The organism is Paenibacillus eucommiae, assembly GCF_017874215.1.
GTDB lineage: Bacteria > Bacillota > Bacilli > Paenibacillales > NBRC-103111 > Paenibacillus_AI > Paenibacillus_AI eucommiae.
Map to the genome: position 1 here is coordinate 95338 of NZ_JAGGLB010000002.1, position 25980 is coordinate 121317.

The following is a 25980-nucleotide window of genomic DNA, read 5'->3' on the forward strand; positions in this document are numbered from 1 at the left end:
ACATAATTTTATTAAATCTTAAATACAGAGATAGAGGTATTTAAATCATCGGCTAAATTAGCCAGCGATTGGCATGTAGCAGCCGTTTCTTGCGAGGCAGCAGCAGCCTCTTCACTAGCGGCAGCTATTAGCTCTACAGATCGCATAACCTCAGATGCTTGAGCGGCTTCTTCCTCGCAGGCTGCAGCAATCTCATTTACTTTATTTGAAGAAGTGGACACCATCTCAACTATTTTCTTAAAAGCATCTCCGGTTTCAACGGATTGGGTTACACTATCCAAGACAGCCGCAACGCTCAGCTTCGTATTTTGCTGCATCACTTTGATAATGGAGGAAATTTCCTTCGTAGCTGCGCTGCTTCTTTCGGCCAGTTTTCTGACCTCATCTGCCACTACGGCAAACCCTCTGCCTTGATCACCTGCTCTTGCTGCTTCGATTGCTGCATTCAAAGCAAGCAAATTCGTTTGATCGGCAATATCGTCAATGACTTCGATGATATCTCCAATTTTATTTGAATCATCCTCTAGACGTGACATCGTTTGGTTGACCAACTGCATGCCTTCAATTGATTTGTCCACAACCTTGCCGCCTTCACCCGCTGTTTGAACCGTATAATTGGATAATTCGGCAGCTTGTTCCGCACTATTGGCCACGAAATTAATGGCTGTAGAAAGCTCGGTGAACAGCTCGGAAATGGTTTGGGCTGATTGAGCCTGGTTGGCATTTCCACTGGCAATTTCTTCAGAGCTTGCAGATATTTGCTCCGAGGCAGACGCCACACTATGTGAAGATTGGATGATTCCTCCAATTAGTCCTCTCAAGTTATCTATCATTTGATTGACGGAGCCTGAGAGAATGCCGATTTCATCTTTCGTGTGAATGTCGGACTTATCTCTTAAATCTCCTTCCGATACTTTCGAAACCAAACCGACGAGCTTATTAAGAGGGCGGGAAATCGAAGAAGCTATGGCGTATCCGAGTAAAATACTAATGATAAAAGATAAAATGATGACAATAACCGTTGCCATACGAGCTGTAGAATAGGCTTCCTGCGATTCCTCATTGCCCTCTGTTGCAAGCTGGACGTTAATGGCAATCAGCCTCTCCAGACTTGTTCTAAGCTTAGAGCCCTGTACATTCAATGTTTCTTCCTTATATTTGATATAATCCGTTTGATCGGTTTGATGGGCGAGTTCAATGGCTGTGTTATAAATTGAAACATAAGCAGCCCACTCGTTATCGAATACTTCCAGCTCATCCTGCTCTTGCTTCGTCTTGGCTACGATTCTATAGGAAGCTATTTTCTCTTCAATTCCCTTTTTAAATACAGGAATACCTGCAGCAACCTTATCCTTGGCTTCCTTTGTAATTGCTCCACTGATATCTCGTGAAGCGACTCTCATCTCCTGATAATTAATCATTGCCGCCGATACATCCCTGACAGAGATCAAATTGTTGTTATACATTTCTTTCATATTTCCATTAATCGTATTCATATTGAATAAAGCGTATACACCAACAGCCGCTAAAATCAGGGATACAAAAATAAATGCACAAATAAGCTTAACTGATGTTTTTAAGTTGAAAAACCACGACATTAATTACACCTCTTTTATATAGTTGGTAATGAACAGGGGCTCCCCTTATTAGCTTCTCTCAAGTAGAAGGATGAATTCTTGTACATAGAAAGGATCAAACTGCGTCCCGCTATGCAGTACAAGCTGTTCTTTTGCTTCGCTCTTGGATAAACCTTTATGATAAGGGCGTTCTGATATCATACAGTCGTATGCATCAATAATCGCACAAATCCTGGCGAAAACCGGAATTTCGTTGCCCCTTAAGCCTTTTGGATACCCACCTCCACTCCATCGCTCATGATGAAATTCAACAATGTTGATGATTTCTTTATCCACATGCTTGTTCTTCATCAGCATTTCGACACCTATTGTTGGATGCTGCTTCATAACTTCCCATTCTTGCACAGTGAGTGATGAGGATTTGCCTAAAATTTCATCAGGTATACCTGTTTTTCCAAGGTCATGCAGCAGGCATCCTGCAACCAACTTCTCTCTTTGAACATTATCGAACTTTAGATGTGAACCCAAAGCATCTGCAATACTTGCCAGCCTAAGACTGTGCTTATATGTCCCCTTATCCTTAGCTAAAAGCAAGCCCATTTCCATCTCCATCAATCCGCTGTGCATTGGCGCCTTCCCACCACCATCGTTCAAATTTGCAAAAATACTTGACAAACACATAAAATTGTTTTTCAAAAGATAAGTTTACGAGCTGCTGAAGGATGTCGTACAATATCTGTTGTACGACATAAGGAGGGAAGAAACATTGATTGAACAGGAAAAATCCATACAACTCTCAGATTATATAGAACAATCGGAGGCCTATACGGATGAACAGATTATTGCTATGTTCCTATCTGTTTGCATTCGTTCAAAGTATACAATGCGTAATTACAGGCGGGCGATCGATTTGTTTCGGCAATCTATTTCTTATAAACCGCTCAATGAGGTTACTTGGCAAGAAATGGAGGTCTATAAAATTGGATTGACGAACGGATTTTACAGCTTCAAGAAGAAACCTCTGGCTCCCGCTACTGTTGCAGGTCTGATGGCTCCTTTGCAATCCTTATATAAGTGGGGAAGTGATCCCAACATCCAAATTTTTAAGAGAAACCCGATGTCAAGCATGAGAATGCCAAAAATAAAAATTACGAGCAAAAACCATTTTTTGACGAAACAAGAAGTAGGACGTCTTTTGGAGCAATTGAAGAGACAAAGCAATCGTAATTATTTGATTGGATTATCATTTGTTTTACTGGGTTTACGCGTTTCCGAATTGATTTCAATCGAATGGAGTCATTTTAACAAGGACCCCCTTGAAAGCTCTGTGTGGTTATCAGTCATGGACGGGAAAGGAGGAAAGCAGCGTGACATTAAAGTGCCTCAGAACCTCTGGGTATTGTTTTTAGAATATTCCATTACGCAATTGAAGCATGCAGATCCGGCACTAAGAAATGATCGTTTATTTCCATTATCCGTAAGGCAGGTCGAGAGAATAATAGGTCTGGCCTGTGAACAATGCAAGTTGGGGAAAAAGTCTACACCACACTGGCTGCGCCATACCAACGCAACATTGGCCTTGCTTCATGGGGCAACTTTACAGCAAGTACAAGAGAACCTTGGGCACTCGCATATTAATACAACGCAGCGTTATTTGCATACGGTAGAACAAATTAAAAAGTCGGCACCTGATTTTGTGGAAGATTGCTTGAGAGAGTTTTTGTAAAGAAGAAGAAAACCTGTTATAAAAATGTTGCTTGAATATTACAAATGGACTATACTACCTTTAGCGCGAAAATTGTCACCTTTTGTAAAAAGGTGTCGTAAAACAGATATTGTACGACATTTTTTTCATTCTATACAGCATTATGATTGAAATCCAGATTTCATTAAAGAAATCACCTAAATTATTCAAGAAGTTTTTTCCGAATAAGCTAACTGCCCTCATACGATCACAACCTCTGAGCTTGTTAAATTGTCCTTTTTATAAGAGTTCTCCTACTCCTTCTCTAACCGTTACTGTTCCCTCCCCTTCTTTTATTTGAGTTCTGAGATAAATACAACTAAAATAAGAAAGAGGCTGAATAACAGATTCGTTACAGCAAGGTGGGACTTACATGGAATTTTCCTGGAAAAGAAATCTGATTATTTTGTGGATCGGCGTTTTCTTTTGTGGTATGGCTTATACAATTTCTGTACCTTTTTTGCCTATTTTTCTACATACTGAATTAGGTGTTAACGAGGGCTTAGAAGCTTGGGCCGGGGTTACGTTCGGTATTACCTTTCTTGCTAGCGCTTTAGTTGCGCCATTCTGGGGATCTCTGGCCGATAAATATGGCCGCAAGCCGATGTTGATTCGCTCCGGATTCAGTTTAAGTGTGTTGTATTTCATCACCTATTTTGTTCATGATCCCTATATATTTTTAATTGTCCGTGTATTTCAAGGTCTGCTCGCCGGTTTTGTTCCCGCAGCCATCGCTTTAATTGCTACTAATACGCCTGAGAAAGAAGTCGGCTACGCACTCGGTGTTATGTCAACGGCTACAGCTGCAGGTGGTGTTATAGGCCCTTTAGTAGGTGGACTAGTCAGTCACTGGACAGGTAATCGGGAAGCTTTTGTAGTGTCAGGTTTGGTTGTACTTGTAGCTGCCTTTATCGGATTGATCGGAGCCAAAGAGGTGAATTTCAACCGGTCTGCTGCTCGCTCCAGCGTAATTAACGATTTAAAGCTTGCCCTTAATAACCGCAAATTGATGACAGTACTTGGAATAACCATGCTGGTAGCGACCTCTGTCATGATCTTAGAACCGCTGCTGACGATCTATGTGCTGCAAATTGGTGGAGCTAATAGTAGTGCATCGCTCAATTCCGGTATCATTTTTTCCGCAGTTGGCATTGCGACTGTCATTATGGCGCCTCGTTGGGGCAAAATTGGACAAAAGATCAGTTATAGTAAAATACTCTTTATCGGGCTGCTCGGGGGCGGCATAGGGAATTTACTGCAAGTTGGCACGCATAATTTACTCGGGTTTGGACTATTGCGATTCAGCTATGGACTATTTTTCGCAGCTGTCTATCCCGCACTCAATTCGTTGATCGTTAAATTTACCGATTCGAGCTTCCGTGGCAGGGCATTCAGCCTGAATCAATCGGCTAACCAACTGGGCACTATGTCTGGTCCCATTATCGGAGGATTTCTAGGCGGATGGATTGGAATTCCTGCGATTTTTATTATTAATGGGCTTGCCTTGATAGGTGTGGCTTTCATCTATAAGCTTCGTGGTCCACAAGAAAATACGCTTAAGCCTGGCTCCCAAGTTTAGCTTATGATCGAGAGTTCCCGTTAGAGAAATTCAAGCTGTTCGGCAGCCTCGAAACAAAGATCGCAAAGAAGGACGCCCCTAAATGGAGCGTCCTTTTTTATATCTGTAGAAAATTCCACATTCACTTTATATCCACTATCCCTTTCGCTCAGAAAATAGACCTCTGCTGCTTCGGCCGAGTAAGCCCATTGTGTGCGGTTTTTCGCTACATTCTGTTGCTTCGGGTTGGGCCTTGCCTCTAACTGCATTGGACGCCTACAGGGCGCCTAAGGCGTCTCAAGATCTATAGGCTTCTTAAACGAATAGCAAAATTTCTTATAATTCATCTTTTTTTCATAGAACCTATGCGCATCGACTCGATGTAATCCTGATTCTAAAGCAACAGTTTCACAATCGTTGTCCTTTGCGAATTGGTGAATATAGCTCAAGAGAGCTTTACCGCAGCCTTGCGAGCGGCTCTGACTCTTAGTCACCAGGTCATAGACAAATACATGCCGCTGATAATAAAAGTTAGTCTTGATAGCGATGCCTGCTAATGATTGAATTTGCTCATTATTTATTAAAGCAAATAAGCGGTACCCTTCCTGAACCATCGTTCTCATCAATGGCAAAAAGGTAGCTTCTGTAAGATCAGGACGCAATTCATTTAGAACAGGCAAAGCATCGAGCCATTCCTGTTCCGTTGTTAATTCCGTTATCATTGGCGCCTCCATCAAGGCTTGAGCTTAATTACGATAAGCTTAAGCTCTGTCATTTCTTCTACCGCGTATTTAATCCCCTCGCGGCCGAAACCACTTTCTTTTAACCCGCCATAGGGCATATTATCGACTCTGAACGTTGGGAAATCATTAATCATGACCCCGCCTACTTCCAGCTCTTCCGCAGCACGCATGGCCGCATGGATATCGTTCGTATAAATGCCAGCCTGCAGCCCATAGCGGGAGTTATTTACTTCACGGATGGCTTCATCCAATGTTCCAAAAGAAGATACTGTACCGATCGGTCCGAATACCTCTTGACAAGATACAGGCTCATCGCTAGGCACATCGGTCAAAATAGTCGGGGCGAATACGCGTGAGGACACTGCCTTTCCACCACTTACAACCTTAGCGCCCCTAGAAACAGCAGCTGATACCCACTGCTCCATCCGAGTCACTTCTTTTTCCGCTATCATCGCTGACATATCTGTGGCTTCATCCAGTGGATCTCCAACCACTAGCTTATCCACAGCTGCCTTGAACTTCGTAATAAACTCCTCGTAGCTGTTCTCATGAACCAATATACGCTGGATCGAAATACAGACTTGTCCGCTAAAGGAGAACGTCCCCAGCACACAGCGGTCGATCAGCTCTTTCGTTAGTTCTACTGTTTGGTCAATGATGAGCGCAGAATTGGATCCCAATTCGAGTGTGACCCGCTTCAAACCGGCTTTATTTTTCAAAGCAATCCCCACTTCGGGACTACCGGTAAATGTAATTGCAGCTATACGCGGATCACGAACAAGCTTCTCGCCAACGACCGAACCTTTTCCCGGGACGATATTAAGCGCACCCGCAGGAAGACCGGCTTCCTCGAATATTTCTCCCAATACAAGTGAGGATAACGGAGTTTGACTCGCAGGCTTTAAAATAACAGTGTTCCCCGCTGCAATGGCAGGCCCCACCTTGTGGGCTACCAGATTAAACGGAAAATTAAAGGGGGTAATGGCTCCCACAACACCAATCGGTTTGCGCATTGTGAAAGCAAGACGTCCTTCTCCCCCTGGTGCCGCATCAACGGGTACGGTCTCGCCATGAATTCTTCTTGCTTCCATCGCTGCAAATTTATACGTCTGGATCGTACGGGCGATTTCGCCTCTGGCTGTTTTAACCGGCTTCGCGGCTTCTAATGCAAGAAGACGGACCAGCTCTTCCTTACGTCTTTCCATAATGATAGTCACGTTATCCAGTATTGCAGCTCGCTCGTGCGCAGGCATCTTAGCCATTTGACTTGAAGCTGCCGCTGCCGCTTGAATAGCTTCTTCGGTTTCAGACTCATTGGCCTGTGCAACCTCAGCTATGGCCTCTCCAGTGTAAGGAGAGGTCAACACCAGATATTCAGCCGCTTCTTTCCACACACCATTAATGAATAAATGCTTTTTCATCGGGCATCCCCTCCATTTTATAATGAAGCTGCATATTGACTCGCGAGTGCTTCACCAATAATATCCAATCCTTCTTGCAATTCCTCATCCGAAATAATCAAGGGAGTCAGAAAACGAATAACGTTCCCGTGGACTCCTGCACTCAGCAGAATAACACCAGCCTCTAAGCTCGCTTTAATCAGCTTTGCGACAAATTCTTTCATGGGCTGTTTAGTAACCGGATCGATAAATTCAACCGCACACATGGAACCCAGTCCACGTACTTCAGCAATTTGAGGCACAGTGGATTGTAAGGATGTGAAATAACTGCGAATGGTTTCTCCAATGACTCTTGATCTTTCTACCAGGCTTTCACGTTCCATTTTTTCCAGCACAGCCAGTGCCGCGGCACAGCCTAGTGGGCTTCCCCCGTAAGTTCCGCCAATTTCTCCTGGATTCGGAGCATCCATAATTTCAGCCCTTCCGGTGACAGCACTTAACGGCAGCCCGGCTGCAATTGATTTGGACATGGTGATCAGATCCGGTTCAATGCCAAAGTGGGTAGAAGCAAACATCTCGCCTGTCCGGCCAAAGCCTGTCTGAATTTCATCGGCTATAAATAAAATATTGTGCTTCTTGCAAATATCGTATACCCCTTTGACGAAGGCTTGCGGAGGCACTATAAACCCGCCTTCCCCCTGCACAGGCTCCATAATTACAGCGGCAAGCTCCTCAGGAGCTGCTTCAGTATAGAGGAAATCCTCGAATTGCCGTACACAATAATCCGCATACTGCTCTTCAGTCAGGCCATCAGGACGATGGAGCGGATAAGGGAACTGTGCTTTATAAATAGCTGGGGCAAAAGGCCCCATCTGAAATTTATATGGCTTCACTTTGCTTGTCAAGGACATACCGAGCAAGGTTCTTCCATGAAAGCCTCTTGTAAACGAAACGATCCCTGGCTTCCCAGTAAATTTACGAGCAATTTTCACTGCATTTTCCACAGCCTCAGCACCACTGTTTAAGAATATGGTTTTCTTTGCAAAATTCCCCGGCGTAAGCTTTGCAAGCTTTTCCGCCAATTCTACATAAGGCTCATACATCGCCACATGAAAACAAGAATGAATGTATTGCGCAGCTTGCTTCTGAACCGCTTCTACGACCTCTGGCGGACAATGACCGACATTTAACGTACCAATGGCACCAGCAAAATCCAGGAACACATTTCCGTCAACATCGTGGACGAGGGCCCCCTGTGCCTTTTCGACAAAAATGGGCGTATTGTTCCCAACTCCTCTTGGCACATATTGATTTCTTCTTTCTATAAGTTCACTGGATTGAGTTCCCGGGAAATTTGAAGCTACGGATACATACTTGCGTTTATTTGTCATGTCACTCTCTCCTCTTTATTTTATCACTAACGAAAATCTTTAGGTATTCTTCTTGCCTCGCCTGTCTCTATAGCTGCACGAATAACTTCATTTCGCACTAATTGAACCACTTTATCGTTGAAAATACTTGGAATGATATATTGCTCATTTAATTCTTCTTCTGTGACAACCGATGCGATGGCTCTCGCCGCGGCAAGCTTCATCTCTTCAGTAATGATTTTCGCTTGACAATCCAGAGCACCACGGAAAATGCCAGGAAAAACAAGCACATTATTAATTTGATTCGGAAAATCACTCCGGCCAGTTGCAAGTACCCGTACGTATGGCTCAGCGACTTCAGGATCAATCTCCGGCTCCGGATTGGCCATGGCAAACACGATCGGATCGGCAGCCATCTTCTGCACATCCTCTACCTTAAGTAAGCCTGGACCGGATACTCCCACGAAGACATCAGCTCCTGCGATCACATCGCTTAACGTGCCAACCATTCGGTTAGGGTTGGAGTGCTCGGCCAGCCAGTTCCACATGGGATTGGCATAAGGCCCGCCACCAGAAACAATGGCACCCTGACGGTCCACAGCTACCAAATCCTGAACGCCTGCTGCTAACAGTATTTTACAGCAAGCTACCCCTGCTGCTCCGATCCCCATAACAACGACCCGGATTGAGCTTATGTTTTTGCCGACCACCTTCAACGAGTTCAGCAGTCCTGCCAGCACAACAACCGCAGTTCCATGCTGATCGTCATGAAAAACAGGAATATCCAATTCTTCCTGTAAACGCTTCTCTATCTCAAAGCAGCGGGGAGAGCTAATATCCTCCAGATTAATACCGCCAAACGCCGGGGCTATAGCTTTAATTGTACGAATAATTTCTTCTACATCCTTAGTCTCCAGACAAATCGGGAAAGCATCTACACCTGCTAGCTGCTTGAACAGCATCGCTTTTCCTTCCATAACCGGCATCGCTGCTTCAGGACCAATATCACCTAAGCCCAATACTGCCGTTCCATCCGAAATGACAGCTACTGTGTTCCTTTTTATTGTCAACGAGTACGCCTTGCTTTTATCCTCATGAATCGCCATACATACGCGTGCAACTCCTGGTGTATACACCTTGGACAAATCGTCGCGGTTTTTAATCGGCAGCTTCGGTTGAATCTCGATTTTGCCGCCCAAATGAACGAGAAACGTGCTGTCGGAAATATTCACGACCCGCAATCCCGGCACTTGTTCCAATTCCTGACGAATCCGGTCTGAGCCAAATTCGGAAAGATTCACCGTGATGTCACGGGTCGTCATGATTTGGCCGGCATGAATCACATCAATCGCGACTACATCGCCTCTTGCCTTACTTATCGCGTTCACCACTTCACCAAAGCTTACCTTAGTCTTATCAATTTCCAGTCGTATGATAATGCTTGTGTTCACTGCCAAATGGATTCAACCCTTTCCGTTTTTCATAGATAAGCTTTGCTGGTGTGAAGTAATCTCTTCAGCTTCAATACTTCCTTATCTTTAACCTTATTGTAAGGCTATTACACTGTAGATTTCTACGGCAGCAAGTGATGATATTTTCATGATTTATTATCCCTAAAGGATAACAAATCATCCTTGGATACTATTAAACAGTCACAAAGCCTCTATCCGATTATCATTGGATGCTCAATGATAACCGGATAGAGGCTTTGTTTGGAAGCATAGCAGCTTGTTAAAGGCATTGGATGTGTTTGAGATCCCTTACTCCTCCAAAGATAACAGACGAATAGCCAGCTGAAGATTAAACTGGGTTTCAGCATCATGAAGGTCGTATGCTCCCAGCTTGACCAGCCGATCCATCCGATAGCGCAAGGTTTTAGGGTGGATGCATAATTCTTCTGCCGTTCTTTTGAGATGAAAACCTGTGCGAGCCAGCATCAATAAGGTTTGAATCAGCACCTCACCGTTTTTAGCTGCTTTCAGGGGAGCAAACAATTTTTCAAGAAAGGAGGCCCGGGCCTCTTTATCTCCCGTGAGTACAAGGGGCACCAAAAGCTCATCATAATCATGATATTGGCCTGGAATTAAATGGGGCAGTATAGCTCGGACATCGTTATAAGCTTGTTGGACAGCTGCGAAACCGCGATGAGCCCGGCTGACAGCCAATGAAATAGTGGACGCTTTTAAAGGCTCCCATATTTGCTCAGCTTTATAAGGCTCGGGAAGAAGGAAAATAATTTGATTTTGAGTAAGTGAAAGCAAGGGCGGAGTTCCGAACTCTTGGAACTGTCTTCTCAGCAGCTCGGCCAAATGCTCTCTTTCAGCTATAGCTTCACGCGATAATGGAACCTGTGCGTTTAAAACAAGTATCCCTACACGGTAAATGCCATTTGGATCAAACCCAAAAATTTGTGCCCGCTTTAATGCTTGTGACGTCGGGTTGAAATGACCTTCAAGTAGAGAATCCAAAAATGAATAACCCAGCTGCGCTTCAAGCGATGCTAGCGCCCTCTGCTGGGAAATATGCAGTGCCATAATGATTGCCGCATATTGTACTGTACGAATATCAAGTTCATTTAATGGATTCTCTTCCTCAAAGACCCATAAAAGCCCAACCATTTCACGGTTAATATGAATAGGGCATACGAATCGCTCAGGCAATCCAAGCTCTGGAGCAGCCGGAATATGAAGATGCTGTCCACCAGCACGGAGTGTTTTCAAATATCTCTGCTGTTCGATTGAGGCATTCGCTTCATGACGTTTAGCTGCTTGATACGGGATTTGTTGTTCCTTGTGATCCTGTTGCTCCGGTTGATCCTGATGTCCCAATTGTTCCCCTAAATAATAAGCAGCCAATAGAGAACCTTCTGGAAGCTCAATTGTCACTGTCCGGCCGAGCAGCTTGCCTAGTGTTGTTACAATATCTTGCAAGCCTTCCGCTTCAAGAGCTGTGCGCATCAATTCACGGTGAATGGCTTCTGATTGTTCCTGCAGCTTGTAGTGAATCGTCAGGATTGAATTATGAATTTCTTCCGTGATCGAAGTAAAGGGAACCTCCCATGGAATTTCAAACAGCGGAAAGCCAATTTCATCAGCGGCTGCACAAGCTGGCGCCGGCATCTTAGGCAGGAACTGGGGTACCGCCAATCCGACACCAGCCAGACCACGCTCGGCCAAAGCGTAGATGAGCTTTCGCTGCTGCTCTGCTTCAGTCGGCCAGGCATAACCGGTCGTAAGTAGTAAATCTCCCGCTCTGACCCAGGGGAGCGGGTCCGGCAGATCTACAACATGCACCCACCGGATAGCGCGTTCGAGACCGTTGGCACCAGCAACTAGAGAAGCATGCTGAAAGGAGCTGAGCTGAAGCGCATCAATCAGCTTCACTATGCCACCCCACCTTTTCTAGAGAACATGGATGAGATGACGAACAGCTCCTCTGCAAGCAAGTCAATACGTTCAGAGATCACGGGGTCTGACAGCTGGAATTGATCATCAGTCTGATGCTTGTCCACCACGACCTGATCGGGTAAAACCAGGGCATACAACCCGCGCATTACGAGCCGCAAATTGTTCAGTGCGTTGATCCCGCCTTTACCCCCGCCGGCCATCGCAGCGATAGCAACAGGCTTACGCTTGAAGTGCACGCCACCCAGATGATCCAGTGCGTTTTTGAGCGCTCCACTCATGCCATTATGATAATCCGGGGTCGTTATGAAAAAACCGTCCGCCTGATTAGCCGCTTCCTTCCACATCACTACTGCCGGAACCTCATTTTGTTCAGCAGTCCCATCATATAGAGGAAGCCGGAGATCGGAAAGTTCCAGGTGATGGACCGATGCTCCAAGCTCATTTAATTTAGTTGAAGCATGTTTGGATATAGCCTGCGTTCGACCATACAACCGGGGACTTCCGCCAATCACTAAGATGGATACTTGCTCTTTCATTATTCCATTCACTCTTATCCCTCCCATCCCTAAAGTATAGGAGATTTAACCGTAATGGTCAAAACAAAAGGACCTAATCAGACCATCATCTTCTTAAGCGTGTTTACGTAACGCAATCTGGCGATGATAAAGTAAATCGTTTGGGCTGCCAGAAAAGCTAGAGCAACGATAAAGGTCGACTGATTCACATAGGAAACTTTCATATATGACAAAATAGGGCTTAGCACAACAAGCGTTTGAACCGTAGAAATAACAATCGGCACAAAAAATAGAAAGGCAATTTGCTTGGTGGCTGAGGCGCTCATCTCACGGGTGCTTAGTCCGATCTTGGAAAGCGCATGATACATCCTGCTGTCAGCAGCAAGTTCAGTATGGAGTTTGAAATACAGAAAGCTGGCCGTAGAAATGGAAAATATCAAAGCGACAAAAATACCGATAAAACTGAATAAAGAGGTTGCTTGCTTCGTATTCCAATAATCGTCTGCACGAATTCTCAAGTAGTTTTCAGATTGATGATCATTTAATTGGTTCCGATTCCACTCATATAAGCTGCTCCCGATTAAAGATTGGGCTTCATCCTTCGCAGGCAAGTGATCCCATGCTGGCACCGTATAAAGATAATGGATACTGGGCCTTGTTTCATTGCTGATTAAGCTTTCCTTCATTTGCTCGAATACGGTATCGTTTACGACGAGCAATGCTTCCTTATAGCTTAGAGATGCAAGGGTTTCAACTTTTCGCTTATCTGTTACAATGACTGCTCCCGGAGCATGTTCAAGCTTAATCTCAGAACCAGTCGCAATTTCCTTCCCTGTATAAAGCACTACTGCTGAATCTTTGGCCAGCTCCTGCACAGGACGCGTGTCCAGAGCCTCTGACAGTTCATTAAAAGTGCTCATTGAGAAGACAGAGATGTACCGGATATCGGCATTGCCAGGAATGCTATTCTCTACGCGGCTATAAGATATTTCTGCTTTAAAACGCTTATAGTCAACTCCAGCAGCTTTGATTTCGCTCTCAATATGATCCAGCTCCGCTGGCAGAAATTGATCATTATACACGGTGTAGTTCAAAGCAAAAGGATTTTTCAAAAATGCCTGTTTGCTCGTTTGATCAATCGCCAGCACGAACCCGGCGCTCATACAGGCGACTGAGGTTACAACCGTGACCAGGAACAGCATTCTTGCATTGTCTTTAATCTTGTAGCTCATCTCGGAAATCCACAGCAAATTGGTTCCGCGCCAAGTTCGTTTACGATTTCGCTGCAGCAGGCGGATGAGCAATACCGACAGCTGTGAATAGAAGAAATAGGTTCCAGCGATCCCTGAGCCCGCCGCGACAAAGATCACCATTGGCGACAGTTCTCCGAGTCGAAGGGTAACAAAACCGACTGAAAGCAGCGCTGCTCCAAATAAGGATAGCAGTATAGAGGCTTTTGGCTCTTTTTTCGGCTTGCTGTTTCCCTTTAAGAGCTCCAAAATGCGGTTTTTACGAATAAATAATAAGGTAAATAATGATATAAACAGAAATAAAGCGATGAAGCAGGCGGAAGTCAGCATGATAGCCTTGATCGGCCAATAAAAAGGAAGATTGTCCATGCTTATGATTTTCGTGCTGAGCAGCAGGAAAAGCTTTGATAACAATAACCCGCTTGCTATGCCAGTCACAATAGAAATAGCACCAATCAGCATGTTTTCCAGAAAGATCAAGCGATTAATTTGCCCGGCCTTGGCACCCAGGATCATTAGGATCCCAAACTCCTTGTTGCGGGATTTCAAAAAGACGCTGATCGAATACAAGACGAAAAAAATCGCAAAGATATACACCACATAAGCTGCAACCTGCATCCCGGCCTGCGTCATTGGCCCCATAGGATTGCGTTTGATTTCAGGATGGTAAATAAATACTGCATAGGTGAAAAAGATCATGACCATAAAAGAGCTGCTTAATAAATAGGCGATATAGGCACGCCCATTGCGCTTAACGTTGTTAAACGCGAACTGAGGAAAATTCATTCATATTCCCTCCCCAGAATGACAAAGTGTCGATTATTTTTTGAAAAAAAGTCTGCCTGCTGTCTCCACGATGGATTTCAGCTGCCAGCTTCCCATCCTTGATAAAGACGATGCGATGACAATAGCTGGCCGCTAAAGGATCATGAGTGACCAGCATCAAGGTTGTTCCTTCCTTCTCATTAATGCTCTCCAGCGACTCCATAACTACTTTAGATGCGTTGGAGTCAAGTGAACCTGTAGGTTCGTCAGCAAGCAGAAGTGAGGGCGATGTAATAATCGCTCTGGCAATTGCTGTCCGCTGGCGCTGGCCGCCAGAAATTTCATAAGTACGTTTGTTAAGAATATCTTTAATATTCAATCGTTCAGCGACCTGTTTTAGCTTCATCTCCATTTCGCTCAGACTTTTCCTATCCAGCGTCAGAGGGAGTACGATATTTTCTGCAACGGTCAAAGTATCGAGCAGATTAAAATCTTGAAATACGAAGCCGAGTTGTCTGCGGCGAAATAATGCCAGCTCGTTCTTCTTCATCCGATATGGATTGCTGCCATTAATGCTGACCTCTCCTGAACTCGGTTCATCTATCGTTGATACCATATTTAGAAGCGTTGTTTTACCGCTGCCGGATGGCCCCATAATTCCCACGAACTCCCCTTTTTGAATCGTCAAATGAATGTCAGTAAGCGCATGGGTCGCTACCTTTCCGGGATAAACTTTATTTAATGCCTTCACTTGTAAAATGTCCATATACTCAATCCTCTCCAACTGCTATAAACTCGTCTTGCTATTAATGTACCGGTTTGGCTTCGCTGGTGCTATCGATTTATCTTAACTAATGCTTACATTTACCATAAGATTATGTTCGCCTATTAATGAGAACAACGCCTTGTGGCGTCCTTTGATGTGCGTGTTCGTGACGTGGGAGCGTTACGGAGGTAAGGGGTGTGGGCTCCAGCCGCTGTTAAAGATTTGTTCCCTTGAATGAAATGGATGCGGGGGGAGGAACAAATCTTTAAAGGCGGACGCTTCCGCTCATCCGCCCACACCCCTTACCTCTTCGAAGCTACAAACGTACGAATCGCACGAACACCTAGCTTAAACGGACAGCCAGCAAGGGTTTTGCTCTGGATTGGAGGGGCTTGGCCCGCGGGTCAAGCCCGCTGGGACTGAAGAAAGCGCGCAGCTGAGAAGGAACTGCTGCTTTAACGATGTTTTTCATCGTTAAGTGGTAAACTTTCTTACTTGTGCAAAAAAACGCCTTACGGCGTCGGATGAGCTAGCTATTTTGCTGGAAAATGAATTTCACGATTGTCCCTTCTCCAGGCTCCGACTGCAAACTCACCTCATGATCAAGGCGGGTGCAGATTTCCTTTACCAAATACAGCCCCATTCCTGTGGATTCGTGATACTGCCGGCCTCGATCACCTGTATAATACGGATTGAACACCCGGTTCAAATCTTCCTTCACAATGCCAATGCCTTGATCACGTATTTCCAAAATCGTTTTTTGGCCCAATGTATAAGCGGATATACGAATTGTTTTGCCTTCTCCAGTGGAATAGTTCAAGGCATTGATCACAATTTGATCCAGCATAAACCGCAGCCATTTCGGATCCGTGTATACGGACAGACTTTCATTCACTTGCAGATCAGGGGAAATTCCTTTGCGGATAAACAGCTTTCGATTGGCCGCGACCACTTGATTCACCGCATGACGCAGCGGAGTAGGTTCAACCGTAAAATCTTGCTCAAACCGGTCCAGCCGGGCCGTATAAATAACCATCTCCAATCCTTTTCTTAAGCGGTCCAGCTCTTCCTGAATGCTATCCGCTGCCTGATCCTCAAGCTCCTGAAGCATAAGCTGTATGACAGAAATCGGAGTTTTCATCTGATGCACCCAACGGTTAATGAAAACAATATGCTGCTCCGTCCGGCTCATATGATGGTGCAGCTTTTCCTGATAATGCCGGTCATAATTGCGCAGCAGCTCGCCCACCGCCTCCGCCAAAGGCGCCTCCCCTATAGATTGCAGCAATTCATCTATTTCTGCGCGGGGCTCATCTAATCTTTGGTACAACGCACGATAGTTAAAGTAACGGTAGCCCAAGTATATGGCCAGTACTACTGAGCTTAAAATAACCCCGTATAAGACAATATGGAACGGTCTGCCTTCCCCCGAAAGCCAATATAGCAATGGTACCAGTGCCATTTGAAGCGAATAAAACAGCAGCAGCGGTATGTGCTCTTTCCAAAAAAGTCTCATACCGAGTCCACCAGACTCGTATTCAGCCTGTAACCCGCGCCCCTTACCGTCTCCACGAAATCCCCGGCTCCCAGCTCTTTCAGCTTTTTGCGCAAGCGTGTAATATACACATTCAAAGTATTATCATCGATAAAATGATGATCCTCCCACATTAAATCGAGCAGCCGCTCCCGGCTGACAACTCGTCCATTCTTAAGCAGAAGGGCTTCCAGCAAAAGGCTTTCTTTCATGGACAGCTCAGCAGTATGACCTGCATAGCTCACAAAGTAGCGCTCTGGGTACAGTATCAATTCACCTGATTCGAGCTTCTTCTCTTCTTGCGATATCGAATAAGAGCCATAAGCTCTTCGTAAATGACTACGGATTTTCGCCATAACTACTTCATAATGAAATGGCTTTGTTATATAATCGTCAGCCCCATTTTCCAATGCCATCACCTGATCCATTTCACTATCGCGGGCAGAGATGAACAAAATAGGACAAATCGAATGTGTACGAATTTGCCTGCACCAGTAAAAGCCATCATATTTGGGCAGGTTGATATCGAGCAATACCAAATCGGCCTCAAACTCCTGGAAGGCTTCCAGTACAAGATTGAAATCAGTAACTTCCTTAGCTTCAAAGCCATACTTTGAAATATAAGAAAGCAGCAAATTTGAGATTTTGGCGTCATCCTCTACGATAAGTATTTTGTACATATTCACTCACCTCTTTCAAAACAGAATAACATGATGAAAAAAGCGAAGCAACACGCTTTCTCCGCTTTGTCGGCGCTTCTCCGCCTAAACAACTTATTTTGTAGTATAATTGCTCGTATATAATGAAAGCATGCAACAAATCCAACATGAATAACGTTTTAGGTGCAGAAGGAGTGAAGAAAATTGAAGAAGCCCATGCGTATTTTATCCAGTAGTTTTTTATCTGTTTTCCTTATGAGTGCTACTGTTTCCATCAGCCCAGCTATTCACGCTGCAGCTCCAGCCCTCTCCGATTCTACTGAAATTACTGCTGTCACAAAGGAAAAGAGCGCTATAGTTACTTTTGGCGATCGTATTTTAGAATCTAAAATTCAAACGATATTGGGGAAAGTAAATGAAAAGATAACCCAAGATGATTTATTAAAGCTTACTACATTATCAGCTGGTTATAAAATTACTAGTATTAAGGGACTGGAATTTGCAACAAATCTAGAAGATATTCATCTGCCAAACAGCTATATTAGCGATATATCCCCCTTGTCTGGCTTAAAAAAATTAAAAATGATCTCATTGCCTGATAATAATATTATAGATATCAGCCCATTAAAAGGCTTAACGAATCTTACAAATCTCAATCTGGAAAGAAATATGATTAAGGATCTTACGCCATTAGCGGGATTGACCTCCTTAACACGCCTTGCTTTGAATGAAAACAACATTTCAGATATTAGTCCGCTGCATGCTTTAACCAATCTGGAATTTTTGAATGTAAACGACAATTATATTGAAAAGCTAGGAGACTTAGTAGATCTGCACAAGCTCTATGGATTAGAATTGCATAATAATTTAGTTACGGATGTATCGCCTCTTGCCTCCATTCGTTCATTGAAATCTATTAACATTGGCTACAACCAAGTAACAGATATTTCCCCTTTAAAAGAACTAGATTTAAATGCCATTCAAATCAATAATACAGATATATCTGATCTAAGTGTTTTACGTAACATGCCTTCATTTAATTATTTATATTGGAAAGATAACCCTTTAACGGAACAATCCTTATCGTTTTTAGAGGAGCTTAAGAAGAGGGAAGGCGCGGATGTGTACAACTATCCACATTATGCGTCACCGAAGGTTTTTCTGAATGGGCAAGTACAATCATTAGGTACTCAGCCGAGATTGGATTTGTTCAACGGTGTCACCATGATGCCTCTGAGAGAGCTGTTCGAAATGTTTGGCGCTGCCGTTCATTGGGACAACGCAACTAGAACGGTTACAGCCACATCAGGAGAAAACAAAATTGTTATCCCGCTTGGTTCAAAAATAGCCCAGATCAATAATCGTAAAGTAGAAATGGAAACGGCATCGGTGCTGTTCAAAGAGCACACTATGATTCCACTTCGATTCGTTACAGAGGCGTTCGGTTATGATATCCAATGGAATGCCAAAAAAAGATGGATCATCATTGAAACGGACTGAGCCGATTACTGTATAAAGCTCCTCTCTCCCACTTTAGTGTGAGAGAGGATACCTCGTTATTAACCCTTAATAGCGCCAATCAGCATGCCTTTCATAAAATATTTTTGCAAGAATGGATAGACCACTAGTATCGGTAAAATAGCAACAACGACCGTGGCCATCTTCACCGTTTCCGGAGGTAATTGAGCCAGCTCCAACGTATTGGTTGTCATCAGTTCCTGGCTTACGTTCGGTGATTGAATCATATTACGTAGCACAACCTGGATCGGAGCAAGTGATGAATCGGTCACATACATAATACCCTTGAAATATTCGTTCCAATGCGTCACTCCGTAGAATAATCCTAGTGTAGCTATAATCGGCATCGACAATGGGAGAATAATTCTGAATAAGGTAGATATATCCCCACAGCCGTCCATCTTGGCCGCCTCTTCCAGTTCGCCAGGGAGATTCTGAAAATATGTTTTCATGATCAGCAAATTAAAGGTTGAAACCATACCTGGGATAATCATTGCCCAGATCGTATTGTACAATCCTATGGAACGTACGACTAAGTAGGTAGGGATGAGTCCCCCATTAAATAACATCGTAAAAACGATAGCAAATAAAATAAAGTTCCGGCCTGGAATGAAATTTTTGGTTAACGGATAAGCTAGCAGCATGGTCACTAATAAATTGAGAAAAGTCCCCAGCACCGTAATGGTAGCCGTAATTCGCAAAGCATCTGGAATGCGCCGGCCAGCAAATATTTCCTTATAGGCCCCAAACGTTATTTCACTGGGGAATATGATGAATCCCCCATTTCGCAGCACCTCGACAAAAGGCGTCACAGACATAATAAACACATAATAAAGCGGAAAAAGTGTCGCCAGTGAAAACACGGCTAATATCGTATACAGACAAGCGTCTACAACCTTATCGGTTTTTGTTTTGTGCAGTACAATGGACATCTCGGGCTCCCTCCTTCTCTCAAGCTACCAGATGCCTGCTCCGTTTATTTTTTTCGCTATTTTGTTTGCGCCGAGTACGAGAACAAGTCCTATGATTGATTTGAAAAAGCCGGTCGCTGCAGCCACACTGAAATCAAGATTCTCAAGTCCTCGTCGGAAAACCCATGTGTCGATAATATCTCCGGTTTCATAGACACGAGCATTCAGGAAAATATACACTTGATCAAAGCCAGCGTCCAAAATATGGCCAATCCGCAAAATAAGCAGCAAAATGAACACATCGCGAATTCCAGGCAGCGTAATATGCATAAGCTGTCTCCAGCGGCCTGCGCCGTCCACGACCGCCGCTTCATACAGTTCTTGATTGATCGTGGCAAGTGCAGCCAAATATATGATCGCGCCGTAGCCCGTGCTTTTCCAGATATCGGTTACAATCAGGAGCGGTCGGAAAAATTCCTTCTGTGTCAATAAATCCAATGTTCCCCAGCCCATATTCTGGTACCAGGTACTAATTAAGCCCGCCTCAGGGGCCAGAAATGAAAAGGTTAACCCATACACAATAACCCATGACAGGAAGTAAGGACCGTAAGTGATGGTCTGTACGGTGCGTTTAAACCATTGAACACGAATTTCGTTCAGGATCAGCGCCAAGCCGACATCCGTCAGCATGCCGAAAACTACGCGGTAAACACTAATAATTAAAGTATTTTTCATAATGATCATAAAATCTGGAGAGCTGAAAATAGTACGGAAGTTATCAAATCCGACCCAGGTACTTCCCCAAATCCCTTTAAGCAGGTTGTAATCCTGAAAGGCAATCAGTAAGCCGCCCATTGGTAAATAGTTAAAGATGAGATAGTACAAGAGGCCGGGTATCATCATCAGATAAAACCAGCGGCTGCGGTACATACTGCGAAGCGTTGCCCGGTATTTCGTAGTCCGCTGGGCTGTAACGCCTGCTATTTCACTTGGTGCTGCCTGCTGCATGGTCCTTCACTCCTTATTTCAATCAACCCCCCAGATGAAGGGGCATTGCCGCCCCTTTTCCCCGGTTGATTGCTTGTTCCTTAGCTCCAATCTACAATGTCTCGAATTACGCTTACTTGATTGCACCTGCAGCACGCAGTATTTCAGTATAAGCTCCGAACAAGTCATTTCCTTTATACTTCGTCATTAATTCCTCACGGTATTGCGGCCAGTTTTTACCCGACTTATCTTCAAGGATAGCTTTGACCTGTAGCTCGCTTTGACGCTTACGGAAGCCAGCCAAATCAAACCCTTGAGGTGGTATAAAGGAAACGCCTTCGTTTTCATTCAGCTTAGTCTTTAAGAAAAATTGTAAAATATCACGGTCTCTATCCGTCTGTCTCGGATCCAATACGCTTAGGTTAAAGATCTGCGGCGCTTCAAAAGGGGTAAAGAACTGCCAAATTTGCAAAAAGTCACCCTGCTTGATCACATCCGTTGTAAAGGCATCCACATTTAGCTTGATTGTGCTGCCTTCTCTTGTGTAATGCTGTCCTTCAACCCCATAATGAGTCAGGAGATAGCCTTCTTCACTTGCCAGCCAATCCAGAATTTCAATGGAGCGCTTAACCTTCTCGGGATCCTTCTCAGCAACCTGCTTGGCGAACAAGAACGGACCTGCAGGACTTGGCTTCACAGCCATCGGAGAATCCGGGAATATATTCATCGGAACCCAGTTGGCATTCGGATACAGCTGCTTGGTACGAACTTCAATCCCTTGTGGATTACTGTCCAGGGCAAAATTTGCCGTACTTCCCAGAATGACCCCTGCCTTACCTTGAATCGCTTTCTCGATATGCTGCGGCGCTTTGTTCAGGAACCAGTCCGGATCAATCAAGTCCTCGGCGATCCGCTTGGTAATATCATCGATCACCTGCTCGACTCTGGCGTCCGTCTGCATATCCACATATTGGTTATTTTCGATTTTTCTCGGAAATGTCAGCCCCTGATGAATGTACTCCGGCCAATCGAGGCCTATCGTTGCGCCGCCACCTGCCGTTGTGAATCCGTACGTATCTTTTTTCTTATTGCCATCTGGATCATCGTTGCGGAATTTCCGCAGCACATCCACATACTCATCGTAGCTTGTCGGAACTTCGAGCTTCAGGTTATCCAGCCAATCCTTACGGATATAGTAGGTTCGATAAATATTGCGGTCGAAAGGAACCGGTGCCCGGAAAAATTTATTTTGCACCTGGTAGGCTTTAAGCTCCTTCTCAGTGGTCCAATACTTATAATAATTTGGCATCGTCTCAGGTGTAACGAATGGTGTCAAATCTGCCAACAGCCCATCCAATGCGTACTGATTCCCCCCGTCAGGGGTTCCATCCCGCCACATATCCGGAGGCGTCGAAGCGAGCAGCAAATTCGTTTTATTGATGAAATCCTGACCTGCAATCATATAGTCCAGCTTCAGTTCAACATTGAATTTCTCTTCGATCATTTTCTTGACAAAGTCTTTATTCGGATCTGGCAGGTTCGTATTCGGCTGGGAAGGGACTAACCAATTTAATTTGATTTTCTCTCCCTTAGGGGTGTCTCCTTTCCCCTCTCCGGTTTGTTCCGGTTTTGTTGTACTGTCACTTGGTTGCGGCGTACTGCCCGATTCCTTATTGGATGAACAGGCGGCTAGTAAAAATGTTAAAGCAAGAAAGATAAGCATTCCGGTTTTAAATCCATTTTTTAATCCTTTTTTTAATCCTTTCAACTTTTTCCCCTCCATGTTTCATTTTGTCACCCTTGGATGTGAAGTCTGGCTGTCTGGTGCTTTCATGTTCACATATGACTCTCTACAGCACAATTGTCTTTTTTTAACTTTTGCTCTGCTGCAGCATTTCCGCTAATCATTCGGAGCCATTCAAACAAAGATTAATCTAATCAAAAAAAGAACCATGCTTAGTATTTGAACCTATTATACACACACATAGTCTTTCCAGGCTTTTATCATTTCTTGAATTGGCTGCGAAAGACGCATTGCTGTGTCCTTTGAAGTGGATGTTCGTGACTTTGGTGCGTTACGGGAGGGAAGGGCTGTGGGCTCCAGCCGCTGTTAAAGATTTGTTCCCTTGAATGGAATGGATATAGGGGGAGGAACAAATCTTTAAAGGCGGACGCTATCGCTCTTCCACCCACAGCCCTTCCCTCCCTCAACTACAATCGCACTAACACCAAGCTCAAACGGACAGCCAGCATGGGTTTTTCTCTTGGCTTGAAAAAAAAACCGCCTAAGCCGTGAGTTTCGACTTAAGCGGTTAGCTAACCACATGTTTGTGAGAAGGAAAAAATCAAGCTTTCCCATCATATTTATCACGGTGCATTTTACGGAAGTTGCCTGGAGGAAACCCGGTAATCTGCTTGAAAATCCGTGTGAAATTTTGTACGGAGGTGTAGCGCAAACGATCCGTAATTTCTTTAATCGATAGCTCTGTATGAATGAGCCACTCCTTCGCCTTGTCCATCCGGAACTGGATAATATAATCCATATAATTGCCGTTCGTTTCTTCTTTAAACATTCGGCTAAGCATGCTTGGCGAAACGTCAAAATGGTCTGCGAGCATCTGGAGGGACAGATCGGTCTCATAATGCTCCTGGATGTAAAGCAGCACTTGCGGGATAATCTTCTTTTGCTTGGACAGGTTATGATGGTGTAAATGATTCTGAACCTTGGCGAGGACCGTATCGGTCATCCATTGGCGAACTTCATCCAGTGAGGAAGCTTGATATAAATAGGCCAGCACGTCGTACTCGAACATATCATTTAATTCATAGCCTAATTCGTTTAAATAATTGTCAATCTCTCCTATCAGGTTAGCGAACAAGCCAAGAATCGTTTCTGAGTTTTGCAGTGAACGCGGGATAGCCCCGATCATTTCCGACAGTTGCTCACCTGCCTTTTCGAAATTCCCCTGCACGATACTGCTAACTACAGCCGTTTTCCAATTGACCATTTCTCTGCTCGATTGCTTTAAGGAAGGCTCTACTTTGTCTGCCCTAATATTCTGATTCGGTCCAATCACCCATCGGTATTCCAGAAATCCCAACGTTTCCTGATAAGACTCGTATATACTCGCATATTCCTCACGGGCATTGCTAATGACAACCGAAACCGTGAATTCAAAATATTTTCGCACATTCTCTCTGATGTCATGGCTGATTTGTACAATCACTTGTACCGAGGCTTCCGCCGCTTCTTCAAGACCAACGATCAAGACCACTTGCCCCGGCTTTGGAGTTACCGAAACATAAGAAGTAAGCGGCTCGCTTAGCTCCTCAATCATATTGCGCAGCGCATACATCATCAAGGATCGATCCTTTTCTTTATACATTTTCTGAAAAGTTTCGTAATGATCAATATCAACTACACACACGTAGAACCAGTTGCCACTCAGCGGCAGTCCATATTCCTCGGTAAATTTACGAATATCTCTATTCGAGATTTCCCCACTCAAAAGCTGCTGCAGGATACTCTCCTTCAAATAAGGTTTATGCTCCTTCAACTGCGACTGCAGATGCTCATTCGTTTCCCGCATGCGTCCCATATACGTTTCGATAACCTGCAATCCGTCCCGTTCATCCCTGCCCTCAGGTGAGAACTTGCCAATCAGGCCTTGAATCGGAAAATAAAGCCTTCTTGTGCCAATAATGGCAATCATCAGCCAGACAAGACATAAACAGAGCATAATGGACCACATGATATAACGAATTTTATCAGACTTCTGCGTCAGCTCTTTGGCAGGTGTCATCGCAATGTAAGTCCAATTGTTGAAGGTCGATTTAATCGTGGAAACATTGAACTTTTCGTTTTCAAGTGAAATAAAACCACGTTTATTCGGATCCTCCCAGAACGGATACAGCTCAGAGCTTGATGTCAGCTGCGTACCCATGTCCCTGTAATCCTTGCTCGTCACTACATTTTTTTCATTATCAATAATAAGTACTTTGCGGTTGCCGCCTAAATCCAATTGATTGATAAAACGTGTTAAATTGTGAATATCAAGATGCAGCATCAAATATCCTTGCGGGTTCTTTGAATTTAAGGGAATGGCCCGGGTGAGTATTAATTCAGGCACATTTTCGTAAGTATTCGGTGGGATGACGATGGAGCCATTGAACCGGCTCTTGAGCAGCTGGACGATCTCGTTGTAAGGATAAGATAATTCACGGATAATACCATAACTCGACGAATACAATTCATTGATAGAAGTATAGTACAAGCTGACCTGAAAATTCACATCCGAATCACTGATCGATTTATGAACCACATCCATCATATTTAAAGTTGACTCCAGGTTTTCCATGGAAACGTTAGTTGCCAGCGAATTTAATACAAATTTATCGTTGGCGAGCTGCAGCGAAGATCTGTCCAGCCCACTCATAAAGGAATCTACCTGAGCGGCCAGCTGCTTCAGAATGATCCGATGGTTTTGCTCCACCTCATCAAGAATGCTAGAAGTCGTCATGTACGAAGAAACCGTTCCCATAATAAATACTGGCACGAGACTCAGCAAAACAGAATAGACGAGCAGCTTTCTTTTGAACGATAAGTTTTTACCGAGTCCCATCCATGTTCTCATACCGATCCCTTTCGCAAACAAAATAATAATACTCATCATAATGCAGCTTGCGCTAAAAGACAACCAAAAAGACGCCCTTCTTGGGCGTCCTTTGATGAGCGTACTCGTGACGTGGAAGCGTTGCGGAGGGAATGGCTGTGGGCTCCAGCCGCTGTTAAAGATTTGTTCCCTGGAATGGAATGGATGAGGAGGTTGGAACAAATCTTTAAAGGCGGACGCTTCCGCTCTTCCTCCCACAGCCACTCCCCCTCTTTAGCTACAATCGCACGAATCACACGAACACCAAGCTCAAACGGACTGCAATCAGGGGTTTTTCTCTTGATTAGAGAAGATTTCTTAGCGGCTGCAGGCGCTGGGGATGAAGAGCGCGAGATGAACTGCACTTTAGCGATGTTTTTCATCGCTAAAGGCACGGGGGCATGTCCACATAGGTACTTTAACGATGAAAAACATCGTTAAAGTACCTTTTATACACCCAAGAAGGGTAGCCGTCCTCTTTTAACGATGAAAATCATCGTTAACGTGACTGATTGACTGGAAATCCTTCCTTTATCGATGAAAAACATCGTTAAGTCAAGCACACGCTCCATTCGGGGGAGGCGGGCTGCTACATTTGCTACATCTGCTACGAGATTGCTCTTT

Annotated in this window: 20 protein-coding genes; 4 read left to right on the forward strand and 16 right to left on the reverse strand. The window is 44.4% G+C overall.

Going from position 1 to position 25980, the window contains the following annotated elements:
* Positions 1-11: 11 nt before the first annotated feature.
* Together J2Z66_RS02880 and J2Z66_RS02885 are read right to left on the reverse strand one after the other, a co-directional pair.
* Entirely contained in the window at positions 12-1598 is a 1587-nt protein-coding gene (locus tag J2Z66_RS02880) for a methyl-accepting chemotaxis protein (RefSeq protein WP_209969785.1), read from the reverse strand.
* 48 nt (positions 1599-1646) lie between these two features.
* Positions 1647-2273, reverse strand: coding sequence for an HD-GYP domain-containing protein (locus J2Z66_RS02885; protein ID WP_245375244.1), 627 nt, complete (start codon positions 2271-2273; stop codon positions 1647-1649).
* Positions 2274-2343: 70 nt separating this feature from the next.
* On the opposite strand from J2Z66_RS02885, the gene J2Z66_RS02890 reads away from it, so the two are divergent.
* Positions 2344-3303, forward strand: a complete 960-nt coding sequence (locus tag J2Z66_RS02890) for a tyrosine-type recombinase/integrase (RefSeq protein ID WP_245375245.1) — start codon at positions 2344-2346, stop codon at positions 3301-3303.
* Between the two features lie 391 nt (positions 3304-3694).
* On the forward strand, positions 3695-4900 hold the full coding sequence (locus tag J2Z66_RS02895) for an MFS transporter (protein ID WP_209969787.1): 1206 nt from the start codon (positions 3695-3697) through the stop codon (positions 4898-4900).
* Positions 4901-5166: 266 nt separating this feature from the next.
* Here J2Z66_RS02895 and J2Z66_RS02900 read toward each other — a convergent pair whose 3' ends face one another.
* The 10 genes from J2Z66_RS02900 to J2Z66_RS02945 all read right to left on the reverse strand — a co-directional run bounded on the left by J2Z66_RS02900 (position 5167) and on the right by J2Z66_RS02945 (position 17309).
* The gene (locus J2Z66_RS02900) at positions 5167-5601 is read right to left on the reverse strand and encodes a GNAT family N-acetyltransferase (protein ID WP_245375246.1); all 435 of its coding nucleotides are present in this window, start codon (positions 5599-5601) and stop codon (positions 5167-5169) included.
* An 11-nt stretch (positions 5602-5612) separates the two neighbouring features.
* Entirely contained in the window at positions 5613-7043 is a 1431-nt protein-coding gene (locus J2Z66_RS02905; protein WP_209969791.1) for an aldehyde dehydrogenase family protein, read from the reverse strand.
* Positions 7044-7060: 17 nt separating this feature from the next.
* A complete protein-coding gene (gabT, locus tag J2Z66_RS02910; protein ID WP_209969793.1) occupies positions 7061-8413 on the reverse strand; it encodes a 4-aminobutyrate--2-oxoglutarate transaminase in 1353 nt (450 codons plus the stop codon).
* Positions 8414-8439: 26 nt separating this feature from the next.
* Complete coding sequence (locus tag J2Z66_RS02915; protein WP_209969794.1) at positions 8440-9849, reverse strand: NAD-dependent malic enzyme; 1410 nt, start codon at positions 9847-9849, stop codon at positions 8440-8442.
* 303 nt (positions 9850-10152) lie between these two features.
* On the reverse strand, positions 10153-11775 hold the full coding sequence (locus tag J2Z66_RS02920; protein WP_209969796.1) for a PucR family transcriptional regulator: 1623 nt from the start codon (positions 11773-11775) through the stop codon (positions 10153-10155).
* On the reverse strand, positions 11775-12347 hold the full coding sequence (locus J2Z66_RS02925; protein WP_312894357.1) for an NADPH-dependent FMN reductase: 573 nt from the start codon (positions 12345-12347) through the stop codon (positions 11775-11777). The genes J2Z66_RS02920 and J2Z66_RS02925 overlap by 1 nt, the downstream gene beginning before the upstream one ends.
* A 65-nt stretch (positions 12348-12412) precedes the next feature.
* Positions 12413-14350, reverse strand: coding sequence for an FtsX-like permease family protein (locus J2Z66_RS02930; protein ID WP_209969798.1), 1938 nt, complete (start codon positions 14348-14350; stop codon positions 12413-12415).
* Complete coding sequence (locus J2Z66_RS02935) at positions 14325-15095, reverse strand: ABC transporter ATP-binding protein (RefSeq protein ID WP_209969800.1); 771 nt, start codon at positions 15093-15095, stop codon at positions 14325-14327. The genes J2Z66_RS02930 and J2Z66_RS02935 overlap by 26 nt, the downstream gene beginning before the upstream one ends.
* 529 nt (positions 15096-15624) lie before the next feature.
* Positions 15625-16611 (reverse strand): sensor histidine kinase, encoded by a 987-nt coding sequence (locus J2Z66_RS02940; protein WP_209969801.1) that lies wholly within the window; start codon positions 16609-16611, stop codon positions 15625-15627.
* A complete protein-coding gene (locus tag J2Z66_RS02945) occupies positions 16608-17309 on the reverse strand; it encodes a response regulator transcription factor (protein ID WP_209969803.1) in 702 nt (233 codons plus the stop codon). Before J2Z66_RS02945 ends, J2Z66_RS02940 begins: the two co-directional genes overlap by 4 nt.
* A 183-nt stretch (positions 17310-17492) precedes the next feature.
* Between J2Z66_RS02945 and J2Z66_RS02950 the strand changes: the two genes are divergently transcribed.
* Positions 17493-18788 (forward strand): stalk domain-containing protein, encoded by a 1296-nt coding sequence (locus J2Z66_RS02950; RefSeq protein ID WP_209969805.1) that lies wholly within the window; start codon positions 17493-17495, stop codon positions 18786-18788.
* A 59-nt stretch (positions 18789-18847) separates the two neighbouring features.
* On the opposite strand, the gene J2Z66_RS02955 is transcribed toward J2Z66_RS02950, so the two are convergent.
* The 4 genes from J2Z66_RS02955 to J2Z66_RS02970 all read right to left on the reverse strand — a co-directional run bounded on the left by J2Z66_RS02955 (position 18848) and on the right by J2Z66_RS02970 (position 25575).
* Positions 18848-19738: a carbohydrate ABC transporter permease gene (locus J2Z66_RS02955; RefSeq protein WP_209969807.1), complete on the reverse strand. Its 891-nt coding sequence runs from the start codon at positions 19736-19738 to the stop codon at positions 18848-18850.
* Between the two features lie 24 nt (positions 19739-19762).
* Complete coding sequence (locus J2Z66_RS02960) at positions 19763-20725, reverse strand: ABC transporter permease (RefSeq protein WP_209969809.1); 963 nt, start codon at positions 20723-20725, stop codon at positions 19763-19765.
* Between the two features lie 112 nt (positions 20726-20837).
* A complete protein-coding gene (locus tag J2Z66_RS02965) occupies positions 20838-22472 on the reverse strand; it encodes a type 2 periplasmic-binding domain-containing protein (protein WP_209969811.1) in 1635 nt (544 codons plus the stop codon).
* Positions 22473-23049: 577 nt separating this feature from the next.
* Positions 23050-25575: a helix-turn-helix domain-containing protein gene (locus J2Z66_RS02970; protein WP_209969813.1), complete on the reverse strand. Its 2526-nt coding sequence runs from the start codon at positions 25573-25575 to the stop codon at positions 23050-23052.
* An 81-nt stretch (positions 25576-25656) separates the two neighbouring features.
* On the opposite strand from J2Z66_RS02970, the gene J2Z66_RS02975 reads away from it, so the two are divergent.
* Positions 25657-25797, forward strand: coding sequence for a hypothetical protein (locus tag J2Z66_RS02975; protein ID WP_209969814.1), 141 nt, complete (start codon positions 25657-25659; stop codon positions 25795-25797).
* Positions 25798-25980 lie beyond the last annotated feature (183 nt).

What these genes read in the sequence shown, in the direction of transcription:
- J2Z66_RS02880 (WP_209969785.1), bottom strand. Translation starts at nt 1,598, where the DNA reads ATGTCGTGGTTTTTCAACTTAAAAACATCAGTTAAGCTTATTTGTGCA.
- J2Z66_RS02895 (WP_209969787.1), top strand. Translation starts at nt 3,695, where the DNA reads ATGGAATTTTCCTGGAAAAGAAATCTGATTATTTTGTGGATCGGCGTT.
- J2Z66_RS02900 (WP_245375246.1), bottom strand. Translation starts at nt 5,601, where the DNA reads ATGATAACGGAATTAACAACGGAACAGGAATGGCTCGATGCTTTGCCT.
- J2Z66_RS02905 (WP_209969791.1), bottom strand. Translation starts at nt 7,043, where the DNA reads ATGAAAAAGCATTTATTCATTAATGGTGTGTGGAAAGAAGCGGCTGAA.
- gabT (WP_209969793.1), bottom strand. Translation starts at nt 8,413, where the DNA reads ATGACAAATAAACGCAAGTATGTATCCGTAGCTTCAAATTTCCCGGGA.
- J2Z66_RS02930 (WP_209969798.1), bottom strand. Translation starts at nt 14,350, where the DNA reads ATGAATTTTCCTCAGTTCGCGTTTAACAACGTTAAGCGCAATGGGCGT.
- J2Z66_RS02935 (WP_209969800.1), bottom strand. Translation starts at nt 15,095, where the DNA reads ATGGACATTTTACAAGTGAAGGCATTAAATAAAGTTTATCCCGGAAAG.
- J2Z66_RS02940 (WP_209969801.1), bottom strand. Translation starts at nt 16,611, where the DNA reads ATGAGACTTTTTTGGAAAGAGCACATACCGCTGCTGCTGTTTTATTCG.
- J2Z66_RS02945 (WP_209969803.1), bottom strand. Translation starts at nt 17,309, where the DNA reads ATGTACAAAATACTTATCGTAGAGGATGACGCCAAAATCTCAAATTTG.
- J2Z66_RS02955 (WP_209969807.1), bottom strand. Translation starts at nt 19,738, where the DNA reads ATGTCCATTGTACTGCACAAAACAAAAACCGATAAGGTTGTAGACGCT.
- J2Z66_RS02960 (WP_209969809.1), bottom strand. Translation starts at nt 20,725, where the DNA reads ATGCAGCAGGCAGCACCAAGTGAAATAGCAGGCGTTACAGCCCAGCGG.